This window comes from Xanthomonas sp. LMC-A-07 (assembly GCF_030208825.1).
In the GTDB taxonomy this organism is placed as follows: domain Bacteria; phylum Pseudomonadota; class Gammaproteobacteria; order Xanthomonadales; family Xanthomonadaceae; genus Xanthomonas; species Xanthomonas campestris.
Genome location: NZ_JARVTF010000020.1, coordinates 247,910 through 272,155 on the forward strand (window position 1 = coordinate 247,910; position 24,246 = coordinate 272,155).

Sequence of the window (24,246 nt, forward strand, 5' to 3'; positions counted from 1 at the left end):
CAGGCGGCTGTGCGGTGTGATCAGCGTCGTGCGGCAGTGCGCCGCGCTTGCCTAGAAGCGGAAGTTCAACCAGCCCATCACGAAGGTGGAGTCGCCGTATCCGGCTTTTTCCAGTGCCGGGCCGGCCATCAGATGCTCGGCGCGGAAGGTCACCGACCAGTTCGGGTCGATGTTCCAGGTGGCGTTGATGCGCGGCATGGTGCCGATGCGGCGCTCGCCGGTGTTCTGCGTGCGTGCGTAGGCGCGTGCCTGGTTGTTGTAGATGGCATCGCTGGTGGTCTGCCGCCACAGGGTTTCCCACTCCAGATTCACGGTGATCTTGGAGGTGGGTGAGAAGGTGAATGTGGGCGCGGCGGTCACTAGATTGACCGGGCCGAAGAACGTGGCCCAGCTGAAATAAATTGTGTTGCCGTAGAGGAAATTGTTGTTGCGCAAGGTGCCGGTGCCGGAGGTGCCACCGCCGCCGGACGCGATTTCGCTATGGAAGCCCAGGCGCGGTTTCCAGCCGCTGTCGCTCAACGTCCAGGCATTGGAGGTGCTGGCCATGTAGGCGCGCAGGTCGCGTCCGCCGAAGCTGCCGCGCTGCACGGTCACGAACGAATCGGTGCGCAGCTTGCCCACGTTGCCCCACAACCGCAGGCCGTAGTAATTGCGGTTTTCTTCCGCTGTCTGGCGGCCCCACACCTGGTTGTCGTTGCGGAACTGATAGAAGAACGGCTCCAGATACATCGGCTTGGCTGTCGGCAGGCGATAGCCGCCCACCACGCCACGGAAATGCCGCGAGCGGTCGATGCGGTCATCGCCCAAGCCCTCGGTGCCATCCAGGTTGAAGTTGAAATCGAACACGTCCACACGTGTCTTCTCGCCGATCGCCCAGGCGCGCACGCCGTTGAAGGTCACGAAGATGTCGGTGTTGTCGCGCAGCGCCATCAAGGTGGTCGGGCCGTCCACAAATACCTGGCGGCCAACGCGCAGGCCGAGGTCAGTTTCGGCAACCTGGCCCTTCACGTCGAAGAACACCTGCTGCAGGATCGCGTTGTTTTCCTGCGTACCGGTCTTGGCGCCTTCATTGCGCCCGTCCAGGCTGCCATGGGCCAGCTCGGTGTACAGACGGAAATGCTCGCCCACGTGCAGGTCGGCGCCAAAGAACGCACGGAACAGATACTGCTGCTGCGAGTGGCTGCCCGGAATCAGGCCGGGGTTGGTCACGGTGTTGCTGCGCACGCGCAGTTCGTTGTTGAGCGTCAGATACACATCGCCGGACTCGCTCAACGGAATGAATTTGAGCGGATCAAACGGGCTCTTCCGCTTGGAGGGGTCTTTCAGATACGACCAGTCTTCGGCCCAGCGCACCTGCCACATGTTGCCGCCCTGCTTGGCACCCCAGCCCTGCGCTTCCAGCGGATAACCGGTGGGTGCGGGCGGTGCCGGCGTCTTGGCCGGTTCGGCCTGCGGCTGTTCGATCGCGGGCGCGGCTGTCTGCGCCTGCTGCGCAATGCTCACGCCCGAAAGCGACAACCCGATCGCAAGGCACAGGCACTTGGTGGCGCCAAAGGAAGTGTCAGCCATGGACGGCCGTGCCGAACGCGCAAATCGCATCTTGTTACCCCATCAAAAAGTGAAAACCACCTGAGCGAGGTTTATCGGCACAGGGGCCACCGACTGTAGTGGAGCCGTACAGGAAAGGCAGTAACCCAAAGGTTCTAAGCTCATGAACGGACTTGGGTTTGGCAGTGCGAGCGCGACAGGATTCGAAAGCGGGGATTGGGGATTCGTGATTGGGGATTCGCAACAGCAAGTGCGCGTCGCCTTAGCGCACGGCCCCGAGCAGAAGGGATATTTGGATGCGCATGTCTGCTCTCCACGGGCGCTGCGCGATGCCGCTTTTGCCAATCCCCAATCCCGACTCCCAAATCTCCGCCGCATGACTACCGGCACATTCGCTATACCCAACTTCTACATAGCATTGCCTTCGACCTAGTGCGGAGGTGGCAATGAACGAGCCGGATGCTTATCTGAAGAAATTTCAGAAGGAGCTCAGCGCAGGCACGGTGTCGTTGGCATTGCTGGCGGTGCTGGCCCAGGCCGATGCGCCGCTGTACGGCTACCTCATCGCCAAGCGGCTGGAGCGGTTGGAAGGTGTGCTCAGCGGCAAGCAGAGCGCGCTGTATCCAGTGCTGCGCAACCTGGAAGGGGCCGGGCTGTTGCAGAGCCATGTCGAGCCATCGGCCTCCGGTCCGCCACGTCGCTATTACCGCATTACCGAAACCGGGCGTGATTGCCTGCGCGCGTGGACGGCCGCCTGGCGTGCCACCCGCGATTCCGTCGACTCTGTGCTGGAAGGGACCCACTCATGAACACGATTACGCCACCGCGTCCGCTGCCGACCACCATTCCCGATTACCTCACGCAGTTGCGTCACGCGTTGGCCGGCGCGGACCCGGCGATGATCCAGGACGCGCTCTACGACGCCGAGGAATACCTGCGGGCCGAACTGGCCGAGCAAGCCGGCAAGAGCGAGGCCGAGGTGATTGCCGGTGTGGCCGGCAGCTACGGCGCGCCCGACGAAGTGGCCGAGATCTACCGCGAAACCGAAGTGACGGTAACGCGTGCGTTGCGCCCGCCACTGCCGCCCAAGCGGAGTTCGTGGATCGGCAGTTTCTTCGGCGTGGCTGCCGATCCGCGCACCTACGGCGCGCTATTTTATCTGCTGCTGTCGCTGGTCACCGGCGTGTTCTATTTCAGCTGGGTGGTCACCGGCGCCAGTCTCTCGGTCGGGCTGCTGATCCTGATCATCGGCGTGCCGCTGTTGGTGCTGTTCTTCGGCTCGGTGCGGCTGCTGTCGCTGGTGGAAGGGCGGGTGGTGGAAACCCTGTTGGGCGTGCGCATGCCGCGTCGGCCGCCACATCCGGGCATTCCGGGTAGCTGGTTGCAGCGCATCGGCGCGATGTTTACCGACGCGCGCACCTGGAGCACGATGCTGTACTTCCTGCTGATGCTGCCGCTGGGCACCGTCTACTTCACCGTGATCGTGACCTTGTTGTCACTGTCGCTGGGCTTTGCCGCAGCACCGCTGCTGGCGTTGCTGGATACCGGCGTGCTGTTTACCTTCGGCGACACGGCATACGCGAGTGGATGGCTGTCGGTGCCGGTGTGCGCGATCGGCGTCCTGCTGCTGTTCGCAACGCTGCATCTGGCGCGTGGACTTGGCAGCGTGCACGGCATGCTGGCCAAGCATCTGTTGGTCAAGAGCGGCGAGGGCTGAGTGCGTTGGCGCGTGAGGCTTGGTTTCGCATTCGGCGAAGAGGTGCGATGGCGCTTGCGACGGCAGTGCCATGCCTGGGTCACCGCGGTGATTGCCGTCGCTGCTGACGCGTTTTGCGGCGAAGGCTACGGGCGACCTGCAGTGCAGGGCAATGATCCACAGTGCACGTCCCGAGAATGACGACCCAGCCAGCGCTGCTACGCTGATTTGATGGACGCTAGAACAAGGCGATCAGCCTACACGCCATACGCGAACAACCATGCACTGTGAAGCCCGATCAACAGCAGCCAAACGCACGCCGCAGAACAACGCGCTCACGCGGAAGTGCTGCTAAAAAACAGGCATAAAAAAGCGCTCCCGATCGCAAGACCGGGAGCGCCTAGTGCGGCGATCAGGCGCGCTTGCCGCGCTTGCGGATCGGCGTGACGGTGGCCGGGTCGCGACTGCCCACCGGGTCGGCGTCGTAGCGGGCAATGAACTCGCGCACTTGCGGGTACACCACCTCACGCCAGCGACGGCCGCTGAAGATGCCGTAATGGCCGGCGCCTTCCACCACCAGGTGGCGACGGTGCGCCGCGTCGATGCCGGTGCACAGATCATGCACGGCTTCGGTCTGGCCCAGGCCTGCGATGTCGTCCAGCTCGCCTTCGATACTCAGCAAGGCGGTGTTGCGAATTGCCGACGGCATCACCAGCTGGCCATCCACCTTCCACTTGCCTTGCGGCAGCAGGAATTCCTGGAACACCACGCGGATGGTGTCGAGGTAGTACTCCGACGGCATGTCCAGCACGGCGTTGTATTCGTCATAGAACTGGCGGTGCGCCTGCGCATCCTGCAGGTCGCCCTTGACCAGGTCGGTGTAGAAATCCCAATGCGACATCACGTGCCGGTTGGGGTTCATCGACAGGAAGCCGGCGTGCTGCAGGAAGCCTGGATACACCTGGCGGCCATGGCCCGGATACGGGAACGGCACGGTGTGAATCAGGTTGTTCTGGAACCACTCGATGCCGTTTTCGGTCGCCAGGTTATTGACCTGAGTCGGGCTGCGGCGCGCATCGATCGGCCCGCCCATCATCACCAGCGAGCGCGGGGTGGGCTCATCGTTGGACGCCATCAGCGACACCGCCGCCAGCACCGGCACGGTGGGCTGGCAGACGCTCACTACATGCAGGCGCTCGGCACCGATGTGGCGAATGAATTCCTGGATGTAGGCGATGTAGTCCTCAAGCCGGAACGCGCCAGCTTCCAGCGGCACCATGCGCGCGTCCACCCAGTCGGTCACGTAGACCTTGTGGTTGCGCAGCAGGGTCCGCACGGTGTCGCGCAGCAGCGTGGCGTGGTGACCGGACAACGGCGCCACCACCAGGACGGCCGGCTGCTGCTTCATCGTGCCGATCAGCTCGACATGGTCGCTGAAGCGCTTGAAACGCAGCAGGCGGCAGAACGGCTTGCTCAGCACCTCGCGTTCAATGATGGGCAGCGAGTGGCCATCCACCTCGACATCGTCGAGCGCCCAGGCGGGCTTTTCGTATTCCTTGCCCAGGCGATGGAACAGCTCGTTGCTGGCCGCCATGCGCTCGGCGCCCGGGAGCGAGGCCCACAGGCTGTCGGGGTCGGAAAACATCTTGGCGTTCGCCTGGGCCTGATGCACCCAGGGGGCTAGCAGATTGCGGGTCAGCTCATGCAGTTGATAAAGCATTCCACCCATCCGTGCGGCTCTTTGCTGCCGCGCAGCATACCCGGTTTGGCGCATTTGCACCTTAATGGGGCTGCGGACGGTAGAGGCCGTCAAGTCAACTGTGCTAATGCGACGCGGCCAGCGTGCGGTCAGCCGGAATGCGCTGCGGCCCTGCTCAGCTGTGCTCCAGCGCCGCCGCCTCGCCCCGCAACGGTGGCGACAGCCAGCAATGCGAGCCGAGCGCAGTGAAGCCCACGCTGGCGAAGCGGCGCCGGTACCAGCGTGCCGGCCGCGCCTGGAAGCCCTCATGGTCGCCGTCAAAGGCGTCCTCTTCGGCAAAGGTCTCCAGAAAGGCCACCCCGGCACACATCTCGGCCAGGCCGGGCAGGCCCTGGTTGAACTCGCGTGTGGGCACGTAATGCAGCACGTCCGAGCAGATCAGTAGATCCACCGGCGCGCACGGACGCAGCCAGGCAAAGTCGCCGAAGCGGGCCGGGTGGATCTGGCGGCTGCGCCCGTAGCGTTGCACCGCGTACTCGCTGCTATCGAACCCCAGGTACTGCAGCTTCGGGCGCAGCGCCAGCAGTGGTGCACGCCAGGCGGCTTCGCCGCAGCCCACATCGAGCACGGTGCGGATCGGGCGCTCCAGGTAGTACTCGGCCTGGGCCACGGCCAGTGCGACCTTTCGCCGCAGGCGTGCAGGGTCTGCCAGCCCCGCATCGCGGTACCAGCGGGTGAAATAGGTGGCGTCGTACTGTTTGTCGTCGGGCTTGTGCATGCGGATGCGCTTTCGCGCGAGCGGATAGGTGAAAATGCGGGCCATCCTACGCGAGCCAGCGGAGCCAGCGCATGACCCTGTATTTGTGGATCAAGACCTTCCACCTGTTGTTCGTCATCGCCTGGATGGCCGCGGTGTTCTATCTGCCCCGCATCCTGGTCAACATCGCCGAAGCCGGCACCGACACCGCCGTGCGTGCGCGCCTGGTGCTGATGGGGCGGCGGCTCTACAAATTCGGTCACAGCATGCTCGGGCTGGCGCTGCTGCTGGGCGCGGTGCTGTGGCTGGGGTACCGGGTGATCCCGGACTTCCCCACGATGGTGGCTGGCGGCTGGTTGCACGCCAAGCTGTTTGCCGTCGCGCTGATCCTGGCGCACTACATCGTGGCCGGGCGTTGGTTGAAGGGCGTGGACCAAGGCCGGGCACTGCCCAGCGGGCGCGCGCTGCGCCTGTTCAACGAAGTGCCGGTGGTGTTGCTGGTGGGCGTGATCTGGCTGGTGCTGGCCAAGCCGTTCTGAGGGCGGCTCTGGCGGCGACGTCGCCAGGCCATCAGGCGTGGTGATCGATCTTGCGAGAAGACAGATCTGTGGGGCGATCACAACGCATCGCCTTGCCGCACTGACGCAGACAGTGCAACGCAGCGCTTACGTCGTGGTGCCCAACTCGCTCAAGCCCTTGCGCGCCAGCTCGACCCAGCCGCGTTGTTCGCGCTGGTAATGTTTGGGCGAGGCCCCGGCGTGGCGTAGCACCTGCTCGTACATTGCCTTGGCCTGGTCCGTACGTGCGGTGCGCTGCAGCAGCTGTGCATACCGCACGCGCGCTTCTTCGCCCGGGTAGCCCTGCGCCAGCGTTTCGTACTCGTGCAGGGCGGCGTCGATGTCGCCGCTGTCTTCTACCGCACGGGCATACAGCAGGTGCCCATCATGCGAGCGGAAGGTGGGATTGGCTGCGATCAACGCATCCAGGGTCTGGCGTGTCTGGGCCGGCTGGCCGAGCCCAAACTGCGCCTTGGCCAGCCCGAGCATCAGGTGCGGATCGTCGCGATACAAGCCGCGCAGCGCGCCCTGGAAGTGCTCGGCGGCTTGCGCGTAATCGCCTTGGGTCAGCAACGTTTCGGCGAGCTGGCGGCGGTTCTCCGGAGTGTCGGCCACGTCCAGGCGGCGCGAGGCGTCGCGCTGTTCGCGTTGCGGGTCCAGTTTGCTACGCACGCGCTTGAGGCTGCGGCGCGCACTCGGGTCGTTGCGCAGGTCTGGAATCACCGCCACGAACACGTAGACCAGCACCGCCAGCAACGAAAACGCCAGCAGCAGGAAGATCCAGTACAGCGGGCGGCCGCTGCGCACGACGTGCACGCAGCAGGCGGCTTGCAGAACCAGCGATAGCAGCAGGAGAGGGCTCATCGGTGCAAGGATTCCATTCCGTGGCCGCGCATTCGCGCGGCGATCATGACCAGTGACTCAATGCCCTTCGTAGGCACCGTAGCTGCGCAGACGCTCGTAGCGTTGCTGCATCAGCGCGTCCACCGGCACCTTTTCCAGCGCGTCCAGTTCGTTGAGCAACACGGCCTTGAGCCGCTTGCCCATCTGTTCCGGATTGCGGTGCGCGCCGCCGGTGGGTTCACGGATCACCTTGTCGACCAGGCCCAGGCCCTTCAGGCGCTTGGCGGTGAGGCCTAGCTGTTCGGCGGCGTCCTTGGCCTTGGCGGCATCCTTCCACAGGATCGAGGCGCAGCCTTCGGGCGAAATCACCGAATAGGTGCCGTATTCCAGCATCAGGGTGCGGTCACCCACGCCGATCGCCAGCGCGCCGCCGGAGCCGCCTTCGCCGATCACCGTGCAGATCACTGGCACTTTCAGCTCGGCCATTTCCATCAGGTTGCGTGCGATCGCCTCGGACTGGCCGCGCTCTTCCGCACCGATGCCGGGGTAGGCGCCGGGGGTGTCGATGAAGGTCAGCAGCGGCAGGCGGAAGCGTTCGGCCAGCTTCATCAGGCGCAGCGCCTTGCGATAGCCTTCCGGGCGCGGCATGCCGAAATTACGCGCCACCTTGCTCTTGGTATCGCGGCCTTTCTGGTGCCCGATGATGACCACCGGGCGGCCATCGATGCGGCCCAGGCCACCGACAATCGCCTTGTCGTCGGCATAGGCGCGGTCGCCGGCCAGTTCCTGGAATTCGTCGCACATGGTGTTGATGTAGTCCAGCGTGTACGGGCGCTGCGGATGGCGCGCCAGCTGCGATACCTGCCAGGCCGACAGGTCGCGGAAAATCTGCGCAGTACGCACGCGCAGCTTGTCGCGCAAGGCACGCACTTCCGCATCGACATTCACTGCAGGGCCGGTGCTGGCCTTGCGCAGCTCCTGGATCTTGGCTTCCAGATCGGCGATGGGTTGCTCGAAGTCGAGGTAGTTAGGATTCATGCAATGGCGTCGTCAACGTAAGGCGGGGAGTGTAGCTGAAGCGGTGTCTGCGGCCCGTACGCAGCCGTTCGGTGGCGGGGATTGGGGAGTAGGGATTGGGGATTCGCAACAGCGGTCCAGAGCAACCCGAACGCAGCAGCGCCGCTCGTGCCAATCCCGAATCCCGAATGCCCAATCCCGGCCTCTCAAGCCCACGGCGGGCTGTACTTGACCTTCAACGTGCGCACGGCAGGGTCGGCGCGCAGGCTGTCCATCAGTTGCTGGTCGATGCGCACCGAGTGGCTGCCGTTGAGGTCGAGCATGCCGGCCACGCCGCCGGCCGGCGAGCGCAGCAGCAGGTCCAGGCGCAGCGGCGTCTTGCCGGGGCGGTGCTTGGCCAGCAACGTGTCGATACGGGACCAGGCTTGTTTCTCGCGCAGATCCAGGCGCAATGACAGCCGCTGCGCGTGGTCGGCGCAGATCTGCTCGTAGTCCCAGCATTGGCGGATGCGCAGGCTGTAGCCGCCGTTGAACTCATCCTCGCGCAGGCCGCCCTTGATGATCAGGATGCGGTCGCGGGTGAGCAGGTGGCCGAACTCGGCCATCGCATCGGAGAACGCGCTGCATTCCACCCGGCCGCGGCCATCTTCGAGTTGCACGAACACCTGGCTGTCGCCCTTGCGGCGCACGCCCACCACCTGGCCGGCCAGGATGGCGCTGACTTCAGGACGCCAGGCGCGCTTTTCACCATCGCCGCCTCCACCGCCGCCGCCGCGCTGCTGCGAGGCCAGGATCTTGTCGAGCGCGCTCAGGTCGCAGCCGACCAGTTCGCGCACTTCGTCGCGATGCGGATCGAACGGATGCCCGCTGAGGTAGAAGCCCAGTGTTTCGCGCTCGCCGGTGAGCAGTTGGCCCAGCGGCCATTCCTTGCTTTCGGGTAGGTCCAGGCGCATCGCCGGCGCGCTCGGGTCGGGCCCACCGAACAGCGAGTTCTGGCCGGAGGCACGTTCGCGTGCCATCTGCTCGGTGGCCTTCATCACCTCCGGCAATTGCAGCATCAGCGAGGCGCGGTTCTTGCCCAGCCCGTCCATCGCACCGGCGTTGATCATCGCTTCCAGCGTGCGGCGATTGAGCTTTGCGGTGCCCACGCGCGTGCAGAAATCCAGCAGCGTGGTGTAGGGGCCGTTGCGCAGGCGCTCTTCGACGATGGCCTCGCACGCGCCCTGGCCAACGCCCTTGATCGCGCCCAGACCGTACTGGATGGTGTCGGGGCTGGCGGCCTCGAACATGTAGGCCGACTCATTGACGCGCGGCGGCAGCACGGTGAGGCCGAGGTTGCGCACCTCATCGAGAAAGCCCACCACCTTGTCGGTGTTGTCCATATCCGAGGACAACGTGGCCGCCATGAATTCGGCCGGATAGTGACGCTTGAGCCAGGCGGTCTGGTAGCTGACCAGCGCATAGGCGGCAGCGTGCGACTTGTTGAAGCCGTAGCCGGCGAACTTCTCCATCAGGTCGAAGATTTCATCGGCCTTCTGCGCGCTCACGCCGCCCTTGGCCGCGCCTTCGCGGAAAATTTCGCGGTGCTTGGCCATTTCGGCCGGCACCTTCTTGCCCATCGCACGACGCAACAGGTCGGCGCCGCCCAGCGAATAATCGCCGACGATCTGCGCCATCTGCATCACCTGCTCCTGATACACCATGATGCCGTAGGTGTCTTTCAGGATCGCTTCGGTGCGCGGATCGGGATAGATGATCTCCTGCTGGCCGTGCTTACGCGCGTTGAAGTCCGGGATCAGGTCCATCGGGCCGGGCCGGTACAGCGACACCAGCGCGATCAAGTCTTCAAAGCGGTCCGGGCGCGCGTCCTTGAGCAGGCGGCGCATGCCCGAGGATTCGAACTGGAACACCGCGCCGGTGTTGCCCGAGGCGAACACGCCCTTGTAGGTGGGCGCATCGTCCAGCGGAATGGCAGTGATGTCGACCGGGTCGATGCCGGCACGTGCGTGGCGCACGTTGATCGCCTTCACCGCCCAATCGATGATGGTCAGCGTGCGCAGGCCGAGGAAGTCGAACTTCACCAGGCCGACTTCTTCCACGTCGTTCTTGTCGAACTGGGTGACCGGATTCTTGCCGCGGCCGCCTTCGTCGTGTTCGGCGAACAGCGGGCAGAATTCGCTCAACGGTTCGGGCGCGATCACCACGCCGCCGGCGTGCTTGCCGGCGTTGCGGGTGAGGTCTTCGAGCTGGCGCGCCAGGTCCATCAGGTCGCGGACATCGTCCTCGACCTGGTAGCGCTGGATCAGCTCCGGCGAGGCCATCTCCGAGTCCTTGCCTTCGCCCATCGCGTCCTTGAGCGTGATGCCCAGGATGTTGGGAATCAGCTTGGCGACGCTGTCGACCAGACCGTAAGTGAAACCGAGCACGCGCCCGGCGTCGCGCACCACTGCCTTGGCGGCCATGGTGCCGTAGGTGATGATCTGGCTGACCCGCTCGCGGCCGTATTTGCGCGCGACGTAGTCGATCACCTCGTCGCGGCGGTCCATGCAGAAGTCGATGTCGAAGTCGGGCATCGACACGCGCTCAGGATTCAAGAAGCGCTCGAACAGCAGGTTGTACGGCAGCGGGTCCAGATCGGTGATCTGCAGCGCCCACGCCACCAGCGAACCAGCACCGGAGCCGCGGCCCGGGCCGATCGGAATGCCCTGGTTCTTTCCCCACTGGATGAAGTCGGCCACGATCAGGAAGTAGCCGGGGAAGCCCATCTTGATGATGGTGTCCAGCTCGAATTCGAGCCGGTCAACGTAGTCCTGGCGGGTCTTGCCGGGCGCGATCGGATTCTTTTCCAGGCGCGCGGCCAGACCGTCGCGCGACTGGCTGCGGATCCAGCTGTCCAGGGTTTCGTCTTCCGGCACCGGGTAGGCGGGCAGGAAGTAGGTGCCCAGGCGCATCTCGATGTTGCAGCGCTGCGCCAGCGCCAGCGTGTTGTCGATGGCGTCGGGCACATCGGCGAACAGCGCGGTCATCTCCTCGCTGGACTTGAGGTATTGCTGGTCGCTGTAGTCACGCGGGCGCTTGGGGTCGTCCAGCACGCGGCCGGAGGAAATGCACACGCGCGCTTCGTGCGCCGCGAAGTCGCTGGCATACAGAAAGCGCACATCGTTGCTGGCGACCACCGGCAGGCCGCGCACGCCAGCCGCATGCAGCGCGAACTGGTTGAAACGCTCCTCGCCCTCGCGGCCGGTGCGTGTCAGTTCCAGGTGCAGGCCGTCGCCGAACACACGCTGCCAGTCGGCGAGCTGCTGCTCGGCCAGGTCGGCGCGGCCTTCGGCGAACAGGCGCCCGGCCAGGCTGTCGCGGCCGGCCAGGGCGAACAGGTTGGCATGCCCGGCCTGCAGCCATTCGGGGTGGATCGCCACGCCGCCTTCGGGGCGGTGGCCTTCCATCCAGGCGCGGGTGAGCAGCCGGGACAGGCTCAGGTAGCCCTCGCGGTCGCGACACAACAGGGTCATGCGCCAGGGCGTCATGTCCGGCGTGGCGATCATCACGTCGGCGCCGGCGATGGGTTTGATGCCCACGCCTTCGGCGGCCTTGTAGAACTTGACCAGGGCGAACAGGTTGTTCAGGTCGGTGACCGCCAGCGCGGGCAGGTCGAGTTCGACCGCGCGGCTCAGCAGGTTGGCCTGCTTGGCTTTTTTCGGGTCAGCCTGATCCGGTTTCTCGGGCACGCGGATGGTGGAATCCGCCAACGAGAACTCGGTGTGGACGTGCAGATGGACGAAGCGGGAAGTGGACATGCGAGACCGGAATAATGCGCGGTCAGGGTAGCGACGGCGGGCGGGTGGAACAAGGCTTGACAGCATGGTTCACGCGCCGCGCCCAGGCGGGGCAGGGGCTGGGCGGCGTGGGTGGTTCAGGCGGCGGCGGGTTGCGCCGGTGTGCAGGCGGGTGGATGCGCAAGCTGCGTGGCGAGCGCGAGAGCCTCGTAGTGGCTACCGGCTACCGGCTACCGGCGACCTGCAGACGGCAATGGATCGGCTTACTCGGCCAGCAGCAGTCCGTCGGCAGGCGCGCAGGGCACGTCCCAGGCGGTTTGGGCGGTCTCCAGCCCCAGCGCGCGGCGCACCGGGGAAAAGCTGCGCCGGTGTTGCGGGCAGGGCCCGTGGGTCTGCAGGGCCGCCAGGTGGGCCGGAGTGCTATAGCCCTTGTGCAGGTCGAAGCGGTATTCGGGGTGCTGCGTATGCAGCTCGCGCATCAGCCGGTCGCGGGTGACCTTGGCCACGATCGAGGCCGCCATGATGGCGCGGTCCAGCGCATCGCCGCCGATCAATGCCTCGGCCGGGCAGGGCAGCCCTTTGGGCACCCGGTTGCCGTCGATGCGCGCAAACCCGGCCACATGCGCCACGCCTTCCACCGCACGGCGCATGCCCAGCATGGTGGCCTGGTAGATGTTGATGCGGTCGATCTCTTCGCTGTCGATCAGCACCACCGACCAGGCCAGTGCGCGATCGACGATGCGGGCATACAGCTGCTCACGGCGCTCGGCGCTGAGCTGCTTGGAATCGTCCAGCCCGTTGATGCGCGGCTTGGCCGGGTCGAACACCACCGCGGCCACGGCCACCGGCCCGGCCAGCGGACCACGGCCGGCTTCGTCGACGCCGGCAATCAACCGCCGGGATTCGGCATTCGGGATGTGGGATTCGCAGAACAAAGGCGACTGGCGTGCTTCGGTATGGACGTTGTCTGCTTGTGTGCACGGAGCCATGATTTTCATGCCTTTGCTCCTGACGAATCCCCAATGCCGACTCCCGAATCCCTGCCTTCAAGCAGCTCAGCCACTGCCTCGGCCGCGCGCGTCGAGGCGTCCTGGCGCAGCTGCGCATGCAGGGCCAGATAGCGCGACTGCAGGCCGGCGACTTTTTCGGGGTGCTTGAACCAGTCCAGCAGGGCCACGCACAGGCGCTCCGGGGTGCAGTCGTCCTGCATCAGCTCCGGCGCCAGGTCTTCGTTGGCCAGGATGTTGGGCAGGGCATAGCGGTTGACCTTGAGCAGGCCCAGCGTCTTGACGATGCGGTAGGTGAGTGGCGCGACCTTGTAGCCCACCACCATCGGCCGCTTGACCAGCATCGCTTCCAGGGTGGCGGTGCCGGAGGCCAGCAGCACCACGTCGGCGGCCAGCATCGCGGTGCGCGCCTGGCCATCGAGCAGGTGCGAGCGCATCACCGGCAGCGAACTGCGCGACAACTGCTCGGCCAGCAACTGCTTGCAGCCCGGATTGGCGGCCGGCACCAGCACGTGCAGGTTGGGCAAATGCTCGGAGACCAGCCAGGCCGCCTGGAAGAAGGTGTCGCCCAGCCGGCTGATCTCCCCATGTCGGCTGCCTGGCAACACTGCCAGCACGGTGCTGGAGGTCGACAGCCCCAGCTTGGCGCGTGCGGCCTCGCGGTCGGCCTGGTAGGCAATGGCGTCGGCCATCGGGTGGCCGACGAAGCGCGCATCCACGCCGTGCCTGGCGTAGATCGGCGGCTCCATCGGGAACAGGCACAACACCAGGTCGGCGCTGACGCCGATCTTCTCGGCACGCTTCTCGCGCCAGGCCCACACCGAGGGGCTCACGTAATGCACGTTGCGCACGCCGCGCTGCTTGAGCCAGCGTTCCACCGGCAGATTGAAGTCGGGCGCGTCGATGCCGATGAATACATCCGGCTTCCACGCCAGCACGCGCTCGCGAAAGGCGCTGCGCAATTTCAGCAGGCGCGGCAGATGCCGCAGCACTTCGGTCAGGCCCATCACCGCCAGCTCGCTGGCGTCGAACCAGGTCTGGCATCCGGCACTGCGCATCGCATCGCCGCCGATACCGACGAATTCGGCATCGGGATAGCGGCGGCGCAGTGCGTCGATCAAGCCGGCACCGAGGATGTCGCCGGATGCTTCGCCGGCGATCAGGGCGATACGTGGAGCGCGCATGCGCGCGCCGGGAATCGGGAGTGGGGAATGGGGAATCGATGCGGCATCCGGGACGGTGACGGCCGCGCCAACGTGCGCACCTGCAGCGTGTTCCGGTTCTCGATTCCCGATTCCGGTCATCGCAGCAGCGGCCGTTCCGCCGCCTCGATGAACTCGAGCAGCCCTCGCACGTCGTCGCTGTCGCGCGCCTGTTCGGCCAGCTGCAGCTTTGCTTCGGCCAGCGGCAGGCCGGCCACATACAGCGTGCGGTAGGCGCGCTTGATCGCGGAGATACGCTCGGCATCGAAGCCGCGGCGCTTGAGCCCCTCGCTGTTGATGCCGCGCGGGCGGCCCAGCGAGTCGCTGCCCACCATGGTGAAGGGCGGCACGTCGCCATTGGTCAGCGCGCCCATGCCCAGGAAGGCGTGCGCGCCGATCCGGCAGAACTGATGCGCGCCGGCAAACCCGCTGATGATCACGTAGTCGCCCACGGTGACGTGGCCGGCCAGCGTGGTGTTGTTGGAGAACACGCAGTGGTTGCCGACATGGCAGTCGTGCGCCACGTGCGTGTAGGCCAGCATCCAGTTGTCGTCGCCGACCACGGTGATGCCGCCGCCGCCGCCGGTGCCACGGTTGATGGTGACGAACTCGCGGATCACGTTGCCGTTGCCGATCACCAGTTCGGTGCGCTCGCCGGCGTACTTCTTGTCCTGCGGTTCGCCGCCGATCGCGGCGTGGCCGATGAAGCGGTTGTTGCTGCCGATCCGGGTAGGGCCGTGGATCGAACAATGCGGCCCCACCTCGGTGCCGGCGCCGATCTCCACGTCTGCGCCGATCAGCGAAAACGCGCCGACGCGCACATCGCTGGCCAGCCGCGCCGCAGGGTCGATGACAGCGGTGGGATGAATCAAGGGTGCCTGATCACGCATCGTCTCACCTCCAAAAACGGGTTATTCCCTGGCGCCGGCGCACATGACTTCGGCACTGGCCACGATTTCGCCGTTGACCTTGGCTTCGCCGTAATAGCATCCCATGTTGCGGATCAGGCGCTTCATCTGCACCTCCAGGATCAGCACATCGCCCGGCACCACCTGCTTGTTGAAGCGCGCGTTGTCGACCTTGACCATGTAGAACAGCTTGGACAGCGCGTCGCGGCCCAGGCCGAGCTGGGTCATCACGCCGCCGGCCTGTGCCAGCGCTTCGATGATCAGCACACCCGGCATCACCGGACGGGTCGGGAAGTGCCCCTGAAAGAACGGCTCGTTGATGGTGACGTTCTTCTGCCCGACGATGCGCTTGGCTTCCAGGTCCAGCTCGATGACGCGGTCGATCAGCAGGAACGGGTAGCGGTGCGGGATCAGCGTCTGGATCTGATTGACGTCGATCGGCAGCTCGTAAATGGGGTGACTCATTGGTTCTCCTTGCCCACAGCCAGAATGCGCCTTGCCAGCGCATCGAGTTGTTTGAAGCGCGCGGCATTCTTGCGCCACGTGCGATTGTCGGTGAGAGGGGTGCCGGACGAATACTCGCCGGGCTCATGGATGGAATTGCGCACCACCGACTTGCCGGTGATGACCACCTTGTCGCAGATCTCCAGATGGCCAACCACGCCAACGTGGCCGCCCAGCAGGCAATAACGGCCGATCTTGGCGCTGCCGGCGATACCGGTGCAGCCGGCGATCGCACTGTGCGCGCCAATGCGGCAGTTGTGCGCAATCTGCACCAGGTTGTCCACGCGCACGTCTTCTTCCAGCACGGTGTCTTCCAGCGCGCCGCGGTCGATGCAGGTGTTGGCGCCAATTTCGCAATCGTCGCCGATCACCACGCCGCCCAGCTGCGGCACCTTGATCCAGTGGCCGGCATCCATCGCCAGGCCAAAGCCGTCGGCGCCGAGCACCGCGCCGGGATGCACGCGCACGCGCTTGCCCAAGCGAACGCGGGTGACCAGGGTGACGCGGGCAATCAGTTCGCATCCGTCATCGACCACGCAGTCTTCGCCGATGATGCTGCCGGCGCCGATCACGCAACCATCGCCCACGCTGCTGCCCGCGCCAATGCTCACGAACGGGCCGACATGCGCGGTTGGCGACACGGTGGCGGTCGGGTCGATCACCGCGGATGCGTGAATGCCGGGCGCACGCACCGGCGCGACATCGAACAGCGCGGCGATCTTGGCGAATGCGGTGTACGGGTCCTTGGCAACCAGCGCCGTGCCCTGCGCAGACTCGGCATCGTCAGCACGCAGGATCACCACCGACGCCTGCGTTTCGGCCAGTTGCGGGCGATAGCGCGGGTTGGCCAGGAAGCTCAGCTGCCCTGTTCCCGCGTGCGCCAGGGTGGCGACACCGCTGACTTCGGTGGCGCCATCGCCGACAACGGTCAGACCAAATTGCGCGGCAATCTCACTGGCGGTCAAACGCATCAGGTGAACCTCTTTTAAACATGAAGGCGCTGGTTTTACGAAAAGAAAACGCAACCAACAAGTGACTAAAACTCCAGGCGTATCCCTTGCGTGGTCGCAATCGTGCGGCACACCTAGGAAGAAGCATATGAAAACTGTCCTCTCCGTCTTCGGAAGCCTGGTCCTGCTGGGTGCGGTCAGCACCGCCTCCGCGTATGACTTCTCGGAACAGCAAGCCAATGCGCAGAGCCTGTGGGACCAGCAGGTCCAGTGCGTCAACAGCTCCGATTGGAGCGGTACCGCCGACTGCCTGGGCACCGTGTGGAGCAACTACCTCAGCACCTACTGAGTCAGTCCCGCAAACAGACCTGGTGTAAACAAACAATGGCGGCCCGAGTAGTCGGGCCGCCATTGTTTTGCTGCGTCCTACTTAGAACTGGCCGCCGAAGGTGAACTGCAAGCGCTCGACTTCGTCGTTGTCTTCCTTCTTCAGCGGGAACGCATAGCTGATCGAAATGGGGCCGACCGGTGCACGCCACAAGAGCGCCACGCCGGTGGAGGCGCGCAGCTCGTTGGCCTTGAAGTTGTCCACGCCGTTATAGACGTTACCGAAGTCGAAGAACGCCGAGATGCGTGCCGACGGGCTGTCGAACAGCTTGGGGAAATACATTTCCACCGAACCGACGGTCTTGAACGAGCCACCGAGCGGCTGGCCGCGCGAATACGACAAGGTCGGCTCCGAACGCGGTCCCAGTGTGTTGTCCTCGAAACCACGCACCGAGTTGGTACCGCCGGCGTAGAAGTTCTCGTAGAACGGCAGGCCCGAGGCGGTGATCGTGCGGCTGGAACCATCCGGATTGGTGACCACGCGCGAGCTGTCGTTGCCGTAGCTGTCGCCGTAACCCAGCTCGAAGCGCGTGTTCAACACGATCGCCGGAATGATCGGCCAGTAATTGGAGATCTGGTAGTTGAGCTTGTAGTACTCGACCGTAGAGCCGGGCAGGGTGGTTTCCAGACCAACACGCTGGTACATGCCGCGGGTTGGCATGAAGAAGTCATTGCGAGTATCGCGCGCCCAGCCCAACTCGGTGCGCCAGGCGTGGAAGGTGCGCGTGCCGATCGCGTCGATGTAATCGACGATCGCCTGCGGCGTGGAACCGCCAAAGGTGGTGATCTGATTGCTGTCGATACCGATCATCGCCGAGACGGTGTCGTTTTCGGTGATCGGCACGCCGAACACCACCTGCGCCGAGCCGTTGGTGCTGTTGTACTGCGCGGTGTTGAAGTCCGAGTAATCGAGTTCGCGCCACGACAGGTTGTAGCCCAGCGACACGCCGTCATCGGTAAAGAACGGATTGGTGTAAGAGAACGCATAGCGCTGCTGGAAGGTGCTGCGCGAGGCTTCCACTGCAACGCGGTTACCGCCGCCCAGGAAGTTGTTTTGCGACAACTGCACCGAGGTGGTCACACCGAAGCTCTGCGAATAGCCCAGGCCGAACACGAAGCTGCCGGAGGTGGTTTCCTTGACGTTGTACACCACGTCCACCTGGTCGTTGCTGCCCGGCACTGCGGGGGTTTCCACGTCCACGCTCTCGAAGTAGCCCAGGCGCTGCAGACGGATCTTGGAACGGTCGATCGCGGCCTGCGAGTACCAGGTGTTCTCGAACTGGCGCATTTCGCGGCGCAACACCTCGTCGGAGGTGCGGCTGTTGCCCTTGTACAGGATGCGGCGCACCGACACGCGCGGCCCCGGCACGACCTGCAGGTTCACTGCAACGGTGCGGTCTTCGCGGTTCGGCGTGGGGATCGGGTTGACCTTGGCGAAGGCGTAACCGACGTTGCTCAGCGTGTTGGTGATGGCATCGGAGGTGTATTCCAGCAAGGCGCGCGAGAAGATGTCGCCGGCCTTGGGGATCACCAGGCGCTCGATGTCGGCCTGCGGCAATACAGTGTCACCGGTGACCTTGATCTCGGAAATCTTGTACTGCTCACCCTCGGTCACGCCGGCGCTGACGAACATGTCGCGCTTGTCCGGGCTGATCGACACCTGGGTGGAGTCGATGCTGAAGTCGACATAGCCACGGTCCAGGTACCAGGAGTTGAGCTTCTCCAGGTCGCCGGACATCTTTTCCTTGGAGTATTGGTCGTCGCGGCGGTACCACGAGGCCCAGTTGTGCTCCTTGGATTCCCAGTTTTCCAGGATGTCTTCGTTGGCGAACTTTTCCGTACCAATCAGGTTGACGTGGCGGATTTTGGCCGCCTTGCCTTCCTTGATCGCGATGGCCACATCGACACGGTTGCGGTCCAGCGGGCTGACCGTCGGGGTGATCTCGACGTTGTACTTGCCGCGGTTGTTGTACTGGCGGGTCAACTCCTGGGTCACGCGGTCCAGGCTCAGACGGTCGAAGGTGCCGCCTTCGGTCAGGCCGATGTCGCCCAGGCCCTTGAGCAGCTCTTCGGACTTGATGTCCTTGTTGCCGGTCACGGTGAGCTTGTTGATCGCCGGGCGTTCCTTGACCGTGATGACCAGGATGTTGCCCTGGCGATCCAGCTGCACGTCTTCGAAGAAGCCGGTGCGGTATAGCGCGCGGATCGAGTCGGCGACCTTGCCATCGTCCACGGTATCGCCACGGTTCACCGGCAGGTAGGTGAACACGGTGCCGGATGCAATGCGCTGCAGGCCGTCCACGCGGATGTCGCTGGCGACGAACGGCTCGGCGGCCAGGGCTGCGGCGGCTGGCAGGCTGAGGCCGGCGGCAAGAGCGAGGGCAAGCAGGCGGCGAGTGGGAAGACGCGTCATGTCACATCCGGTTGGAGTCGATTGCGGGTGTTGCTGGGTGCCGGCGTATGACGACGACAACAGGCGGAAAGAGTGGAGCAGCTTCATCGTGGAACCAGGCCGAGGATGTCGTTGTAGAACGCCAGACCCATCAAGCCTGCCAGGACCGCGAGGCCGACATATTGCCCGGCGATCATGGCCCGTTCGCTGATCGGGCTGCCCTTGACCAACTCAATAAGGTAATACAGCAGGTGCCCACCGTCCAAGATTGGGATGGGCATCAGGTTGATGATGGCCAGGCTGAGCGAGAGCAGGCCCAGGAAATACAGGAACCAGTCCACGCCACGTTCGGCCGAGGCGTTGGCGGCGCGGGCGATGGTGACCGGTCCGGAAATGTTCTTCACCGAGGCCTGGCCGGTCAGCATGCGCTTCATCATGCCCAGCGAATCGGCGGTCATCTTGCCGGTTTCGCGGATCGCGGCGGGTACCGCGGCAAACATCCCGTATTGCTGGCGGCTGTCGTAGGCCGGCGCCGCGGTGGCCGCAAACCCCACACCCAGCATCCACTGGCCTTCGGGCGACTTGCGCGGGGCAATTTCCAGCGCCAGCCGGTCGTCTTCGCGCGCGACCTCGATCATGCCGATGCCGCCCTGCGTGCCCAGCGCCTGGAGCTGAGCGGGCACTTCGCCGGCCGAGCGGATCGGCTGGCCGTCGATGGCCACGATCCGGTCGCCCGGCTTCAGGACGCCGTCTGCCGCCGAGCCGGCGACCACCTTGTCCACCACCGGCGGCTGCAGCATGAACTGCCAGCCGATGCCGGCCAGCGTGGCCACGCGGCGCTCGTCGAACCCCGCCGGCAGCTGCGACAGGCGCAGCGTGTGCTCGCTGTTGCCGCCTTCCTCCGCTGCGGTCAGCACCTGCACGTCGCGGCGGTCCATGGCCGCGGTGGTCAACTGCATGCTGGCATCGCTCCAGCTGCTGACGCTGCGGCCGTCGATGCGCACGATGCGCTCGCCCGGCACCAGCCCGGCGGCGGCGGCCAGCCCATCGGCGCGGCCGACGGTGGCCGAGTAATCCTGCTTGCCGATCACAAACATCGCCCACAGCATGACCATGCATAGCAGCAGGTTGGCGATCGGTCCGGCGGCCACGATCGCGATGCGCTGCCACACCGTCTTGCGGTTGAAGGCCTGCTCACGCTCGGCGGCGTGCACCTCGCCTTCGCGTTCGTCGAGCATCTTCACGTAGCCGCCCAGTGGGATCGCGGCGATCGCGAACTCGGTGCCGTGGCGGTCGCGGCGCATCCACAGCGGCTTGCCGAAACCGACCGAAAAGCGCAGCACCTTGACGCCGCAGCGGCGTGCGACCCAGAAGTGCCCGAATTCGTGGAAGGTCACCAACACGCCCAGGCTGACGATCATCCACCAGACCGAACCGATGAAATCACCCATGGATGCAACTCGGCAGCGTGGTTCGATCAGGCATGAAGGGAATGATGGGCGAGGGCGCGTTCAGTGGTTCGCCGTGCTTCGGCATCGGCGAAAAGGAGAGTATTCAGGGTATCGGCATTCTGCCGCTGAAGCGTTGTCAGCGTGTGTTCGACCAACGCAGGGATGGCTAGGAAACCCACCTTGCCCTGAAGAAACGCTGAAACAGCCACTTCGTTGGCCGCGTTCAGGATCGCCGGCGCGGTGCCGCCGGCGCGCAAGGCGTCCCAGGCCAGGCGCAGGCACGGGAACGCCTCGGTGTCCGGAGCTTCGAAGTCCAGCCGGCCCTGTTGCAGCAGATCCAGGCCGCCGACGCCGGACTCGACGCGCTCCGGCCAGGCCAGGCCGACCGCCAGGGTGGTGCGCATGTCCGGCAGCCCGAGCTGGGCCAGGGTGGAGCCGTCGACGAATTCCACCAACGAGTGCACCAGGCTCTGCGGGTGCACCAGCACGTCGATCTGCTCGCCGGGCAGGCCGAACAGATGGTGCGCTTCGATCACTTCCAGGCCCTTGTTCATCAGCGTGGCCGAGTCGACCGAGATCTTCGGGCCCATCGACCATTTCGGGTGCGCCACCGCTTGCGCGGGCGTCACTTCGGCCAATTGCGCACGCTGGCGGCCGCGGAACGGCCCGCCGGAGGCGGTCAGGATCACCCGCCGCACCCCGCGGCTGGCGTCGCAGGAGCGCAGGCACTGAAAGATCGCACTATGCTCGCTGTCGATCGGAATGATTTCCGCGCCCGCTGCCGCAGCAGTGCGGGTCAGCAGCTCGCCGGCCAGCACCAGGGATTCCTTGTTGGCCAGCAATAGGCGCTTGCCGGCGGCCGCGGCCGCCAGGGTGGACGACAGGCCGGCGGCGCCGACGATCGCCGCCACCACGGTGTCGCAGGCATCGCTGGCCGCCAGCGCATCCAACGCCTGATCACCGGCATGCGCCTGGGTGGTCAGGCCGGCGGCGCGCAGGCCATCGCGCAATGCCGGATACAAGGTGGCGTCGGCGATCACCGCATGGGCGGGGCGGTGCTGCACGCACAACGCCAGCAGCGCATCGACCTTGCTGCCGGCCGACAGCACGCTGGCACGCAGCCGCTCCGGATGCCGGGCAATCACGTCCAGTGCCGAGGCACCGATGGAGCCGGTCGCGCCAAACACGGCGACCCGACGAAGAGAAGAACCTGACATGCCTAGAATCCGAGAATTTCCTTGCCGAGCGCGAACACCGGCAGCGCGGCGAGCACGCCGTCGATCCGATCCAGCACGCCGCCGTGGCCGGGAATCACCGTGCCCGAATCCTTGGCGCCGGCATGCCGCTTGAGCAGGCTTTCGAACAGATCGCCCAGCACCGAGGCCAGCACCGCGACCGCGGCCACCAGCACCAGCTGCGGCACATGCGCCAGGGTCAGCCCGGCCAGCCAGCCGAAGGCGCAGGCCACGGCAATGCCGGCAACCAGCCCGCCCAGCAGACCTTCGATGGTCTTGTTGGGGCTGATCCGCGGCGCCAGCTTGCGCTTGCCGAACCGTCGCCCAGCGAAATACGCGCCCGAATCAGCCGCCCACACCATGGTCAGGGCGGTCAGCAGCCACAGGTTGCCCTTGTCGGGATTGGCATGCAGCAGCACCAGCGCCGCCCAGGCCGGCAGGACCGCCAGCGTGCCGGCGGCCAGCTTGAGCGCGCGTGCCTGGCCATTGCCGTGATCGGCGCCGAAGTTGAAGAACCGCAACCACAGCAGCGCCACCAGCCACCAGCCAACGCCCACCAGGGCAGCGATCTGGAACAGCACCATCGAGCCGACCGATGCCCAGACCATCAGCACCATCAGCAGCAGGTTGAGCATCAGCAGCACGGTGCGCGGCAGGCTGTCGTCGATGCCGGACAGCTTGAGCCACTCCCACAGCCCGGTCAGGAACAGGATCGCCGCCAGCGCCGCCAGCCACTGGGTGGGCAGCAGCACGATCGCGCAGATGGCGAGCGGCGCCATGATCAGCGCGGCAATCACACGGGTCTGGGTCATGCGGAAGACGTCTCCGTCGCCTTCTCGGCGATCTGGGCGCTGGTCAGGCCGAAGCGGCGTTCGCGCCCGGCATAGTCGTCCAGAGCCTGTTGCAGCACGCCGGCGTCGAACTCCGGCCACAGGGTTTCGGTGAACCACAGCTCGGTGTAGGCGAGCTGCCACAACAGGAAATTGCTGATCCGGGTGTCGCCGCCGGTGCGGATGAACAGGTCGGGCGCAGGCAGGTCGGCCAGCGCGACCCGGCTGGCCAGCAAGGCTTCGTCGATCTGCTCCGGCTGCAACCGGCCTGCCGCGACCTCGACGGCCAGCGCACGCGCGGCCATGGCGATGTCCTGGCGGCCGCCATAGCTGGCAGCGATGCTCAGCACCAGTCGCGTGTTAGCCGCGGTGATGCGCTCGGCACCGGCCATGCGGTCGCGCAGTGGCGCGGCAAAGCGGCTGCGGTCGCCGATGAAACGCACCTGCACGCCACGCCGCTGCAACTCTTCGACCTCACGATCGAGTGCATGCAGGAACAGCTTCATCAGTGCATCGACTTCGTCCTGCGGGCGGCCCCAGTTCTCACTGGAAAACGCAAACAAGGTCAGTGCCGACACGCCCTTGTCGAGACAGAAATCGATGGTGCGGTTGACCGCCCGCGCGCCGGCACGGTGGCCGATCACGCGCGGACGCCGCCGACGCTGCGCCCAGCGCCCGTTGCCATCCATGATGATGGCAATGTGGCGCGGCACCGCGGCAGCGGAGGGCTCCGAATGCATGGCAGTGGACGCCACGGTCAGACCGTCATCAATTCCTGTTCCTTGCCCTTGACGACCTCATCCACGTCCTTGATGGCCTTGTCGGTGAGCTTCTGGATGTCGTCTTCGGCGCCGCGCGCTTCGTCCTCGGTGACCTGCTTGTCCTTGAGCAGATCCTTGACCTGCTGGTTGGCATCGCGCCGGATGTTGCGGATGGCGACCTTGGCGTCTTCGCCTTCGCCATGCACCGACTTGCTCAACTCCTTGCGGCGCTCTTCGGTGAGCGGCGGCAGGTTCAGGCGGATCACGGTGCCGACCACGGTCGGGGTCAGACCCAGGTCGGAGGCATAGATCGCCTTCTCGACGTCCTTGATCATGCCCTTGTCGAACAGGCTGATGACCAGCGAGCGGCCTTCAGAGACGCTGATGCTGGCGACCTGGTTGAGGGGGGTGTCGGTGCCGTAGGCCTTGACCTTGATGTTGTCCAGCAGCGCCGGCGAGGCGCGGCCGGTGCGCACGGTGGTCAGGGAATGGCGCAGAGCATCGATGCTCTTGGTCATGCGCGTCTGCGCGTCTTGTTTGATCTGGTTGAGCATCGCCGAACGTCCTGGTGAATCGTAATTGATCGATTATAGCCGCCAGCGGCGCCGACAGCCGGCGCAGCGCAGCAAAAAGCCCGGCAGGCGCCCGCCGGGATTCATGGGGGCGCACGGCGCGGCCGGGCGGGGCTGACCCAGTTTGCATGGTGAAAATGCAGCACAGCCGCCC

At 65.4% G+C, this 24,246-nt stretch carries 21 protein-coding genes; 4 read left to right on the forward strand and 17 right to left on the reverse strand.

Features of this window, described 5'->3' with window-relative positions; translation table 11 throughout:
• Positions 1 to 51: 51 nt before the first annotated feature.
• Positions 52 to 1,599, reverse strand: a complete 1,548-nt coding sequence (locus QRM89_RS19640; protein ID WP_016944171.1) for an alginate export family protein — start codon at positions 1,597 to 1,599, stop codon at positions 52 to 54.
• A gap of 395 nt (positions 1,600 to 1,994) precedes the next feature.
• Between QRM89_RS19640 and QRM89_RS19645 the strand changes: the two genes are divergently transcribed.
• Both QRM89_RS19645 and QRM89_RS19650 read left to right on the forward strand, forming a co-directional pair.
• On the forward strand, positions 1,995 to 2,357 hold the full coding sequence (locus QRM89_RS19645) for a PadR family transcriptional regulator (protein ID WP_040941562.1): 363 nt from the start codon (positions 1,995 to 1,997) through the stop codon (positions 2,355 to 2,357).
• Positions 2,354 to 3,265 (forward strand): sensor domain-containing protein, encoded by a 912-nt coding sequence (locus QRM89_RS19650; RefSeq protein ID WP_274348560.1) that lies wholly within the window; start codon positions 2,354 to 2,356, stop codon positions 3,263 to 3,265. The genes QRM89_RS19645 and QRM89_RS19650 overlap by 4 nt, the downstream gene beginning before the upstream one ends.
• A 391-nt stretch (positions 3,266 to 3,656) precedes the next feature.
• Here the strand turns inward: QRM89_RS19650 and QRM89_RS19655 are convergent, their stop codons facing one another.
• A complete protein-coding gene (locus tag QRM89_RS19655; RefSeq protein ID WP_012438824.1) occupies positions 3,657 to 4,964 on the reverse strand; it encodes a polyhydroxyalkanoate depolymerase in 1,308 nt (435 codons plus the stop codon).
• 154 nt (positions 4,965 to 5,118) lie between these two features.
• The gene (locus tag QRM89_RS19660) at positions 5,119 to 5,721 is read right to left on the reverse strand and encodes a class I SAM-dependent methyltransferase (RefSeq protein ID WP_161960790.1); all 603 of its coding nucleotides are present in this window, start codon (positions 5,719 to 5,721) and stop codon (positions 5,119 to 5,121) included.
• 71 nt (positions 5,722 to 5,792) lie between these two features.
• Here QRM89_RS19660 and QRM89_RS19665 point away from each other — a divergent pair, with 71 nt between their 5' ends.
• On the forward strand, positions 5,793 to 6,239 hold the full coding sequence (locus QRM89_RS19665) for a CopD family protein (RefSeq protein WP_011036547.1): 447 nt from the start codon (positions 5,793 to 5,795) through the stop codon (positions 6,237 to 6,239).
• A gap of 126 nt (positions 6,240 to 6,365) precedes the next feature.
• Here the strand turns inward: QRM89_RS19665 and QRM89_RS19670 are convergent, their stop codons facing one another.
• The 8 genes from QRM89_RS19670 to lpxD all read right to left on the reverse strand — a co-directional run bounded on the left by QRM89_RS19670 (position 6,366) and on the right by lpxD (position 16,485).
• Positions 6,366 to 7,121: a tetratricopeptide repeat protein gene (locus QRM89_RS19670; RefSeq protein WP_285448766.1), complete on the reverse strand. Its 756-nt coding sequence runs from the start codon at positions 7,119 to 7,121 to the stop codon at positions 6,366 to 6,368.
• 57 nt (positions 7,122 to 7,178) lie between these two features.
• Positions 7,179 to 8,138, reverse strand: coding sequence for an acetyl-CoA carboxylase carboxyltransferase subunit alpha (locus QRM89_RS19675; RefSeq protein ID WP_011036549.1), 960 nt, complete (start codon positions 8,136 to 8,138; stop codon positions 7,179 to 7,181).
• Between the two features lie 185 nt (positions 8,139 to 8,323).
• Positions 8,324 to 11,914: a DNA polymerase III subunit alpha gene (dnaE, locus tag QRM89_RS19680; RefSeq protein ID WP_285448767.1), complete on the reverse strand. Its 3,591-nt coding sequence runs from the start codon at positions 11,912 to 11,914 to the stop codon at positions 8,324 to 8,326.
• 242 nt (positions 11,915 to 12,156) lie between these two features.
• A complete protein-coding gene (locus QRM89_RS19685) occupies positions 12,157 to 12,891 on the reverse strand; it encodes a ribonuclease HII (protein ID WP_285448768.1) in 735 nt (244 codons plus the stop codon).
• Positions 12,888 to 14,204: a lipid-A-disaccharide synthase gene (gene lpxB, locus QRM89_RS19690; protein ID WP_285448769.1), complete on the reverse strand. Its 1,317-nt coding sequence runs from the start codon at positions 14,202 to 14,204 to the stop codon at positions 12,888 to 12,890. Before lpxB ends, QRM89_RS19685 begins: the two co-directional genes overlap by 4 nt.
• Positions 14,201 to 14,992, reverse strand: coding sequence for an acyl-ACP--UDP-N-acetylglucosamine O-acyltransferase (lpxA, locus tag QRM89_RS19695; RefSeq protein WP_011036553.1), 792 nt, complete (start codon positions 14,990 to 14,992; stop codon positions 14,201 to 14,203). Before lpxA ends, lpxB begins: the two co-directional genes overlap by 4 nt.
• Before the next feature lie 21 nt (positions 14,993 to 15,013).
• Positions 15,014 to 15,475, reverse strand: coding sequence for a 3-hydroxyacyl-ACP dehydratase FabZ (gene fabZ / locus QRM89_RS19700; RefSeq protein WP_011036554.1), 462 nt, complete (start codon positions 15,473 to 15,475; stop codon positions 15,014 to 15,016).
• Positions 15,472 to 16,485 carry a UDP-3-O-(3-hydroxymyristoyl)glucosamine N-acyltransferase gene (gene lpxD, locus QRM89_RS19705; RefSeq protein ID WP_225041508.1) on the reverse strand — a complete coding sequence of 338 codons (1,014 nt, stop codon included), beginning with the start codon at positions 16,483 to 16,485 and terminating at the stop codon, positions 15,472 to 15,474. The genes fabZ and lpxD overlap by 4 nt, the downstream gene beginning before the upstream one ends.
• 127 nt (positions 16,486 to 16,612) lie before the next feature.
• Here lpxD and QRM89_RS19710 point away from each other — a divergent pair, with 127 nt between their 5' ends.
• Positions 16,613 to 16,813: a hypothetical protein gene (locus tag QRM89_RS19710; protein ID WP_011269917.1), complete on the forward strand. Its 201-nt coding sequence runs from the start codon at positions 16,613 to 16,615 to the stop codon at positions 16,811 to 16,813.
• An 81-nt stretch (positions 16,814 to 16,894) separates the two neighbouring features.
• Here QRM89_RS19710 and bamA read toward each other — a convergent pair whose 3' ends face one another.
• From bamA to frr, 6 genes are all read right to left on the reverse strand, one after another.
• Complete coding sequence (gene bamA / locus QRM89_RS19715; protein WP_161962618.1) at positions 16,895 to 19,264, reverse strand: outer membrane protein assembly factor BamA; 2,370 nt, start codon at positions 19,262 to 19,264, stop codon at positions 16,895 to 16,897.
• A gap of 83 nt (positions 19,265 to 19,347) precedes the next feature.
• Positions 19,348 to 20,694, reverse strand: coding sequence for an RIP metalloprotease RseP (gene rseP / locus QRM89_RS19720; RefSeq protein ID WP_228418085.1), 1,347 nt, complete (start codon positions 20,692 to 20,694; stop codon positions 19,348 to 19,350).
• Positions 20,695 to 20,720: 26 nt separating this feature from the next.
• Positions 20,721 to 21,911 carry a 1-deoxy-D-xylulose-5-phosphate reductoisomerase gene (locus tag QRM89_RS19725; protein ID WP_119959939.1) on the reverse strand — a complete coding sequence of 397 codons (1,191 nt, stop codon included), beginning with the start codon at positions 21,909 to 21,911 and terminating at the stop codon, positions 20,721 to 20,723.
• A gap of 2 nt (positions 21,912 to 21,913) precedes the next feature.
• Positions 21,914 to 22,741, reverse strand: a complete 828-nt coding sequence (locus QRM89_RS19730) for a phosphatidate cytidylyltransferase (RefSeq protein ID WP_119959938.1) — start codon at positions 22,739 to 22,741, stop codon at positions 21,914 to 21,916.
• On the reverse strand, positions 22,738 to 23,499 hold the full coding sequence (gene uppS / locus QRM89_RS19735) for a polyprenyl diphosphate synthase (RefSeq protein ID WP_042598688.1): 762 nt from the start codon (positions 23,497 to 23,499) through the stop codon (positions 22,738 to 22,740). The genes QRM89_RS19730 and uppS overlap by 4 nt, the downstream gene beginning before the upstream one ends.
• Positions 23,500 to 23,516: 17 nt before the next feature.
• A complete protein-coding gene (gene frr / locus QRM89_RS19740; protein WP_011036562.1) occupies positions 23,517 to 24,074 on the reverse strand; it encodes a ribosome recycling factor in 558 nt (185 codons plus the stop codon).
• Positions 24,075 to 24,246 lie beyond the last annotated feature (172 nt).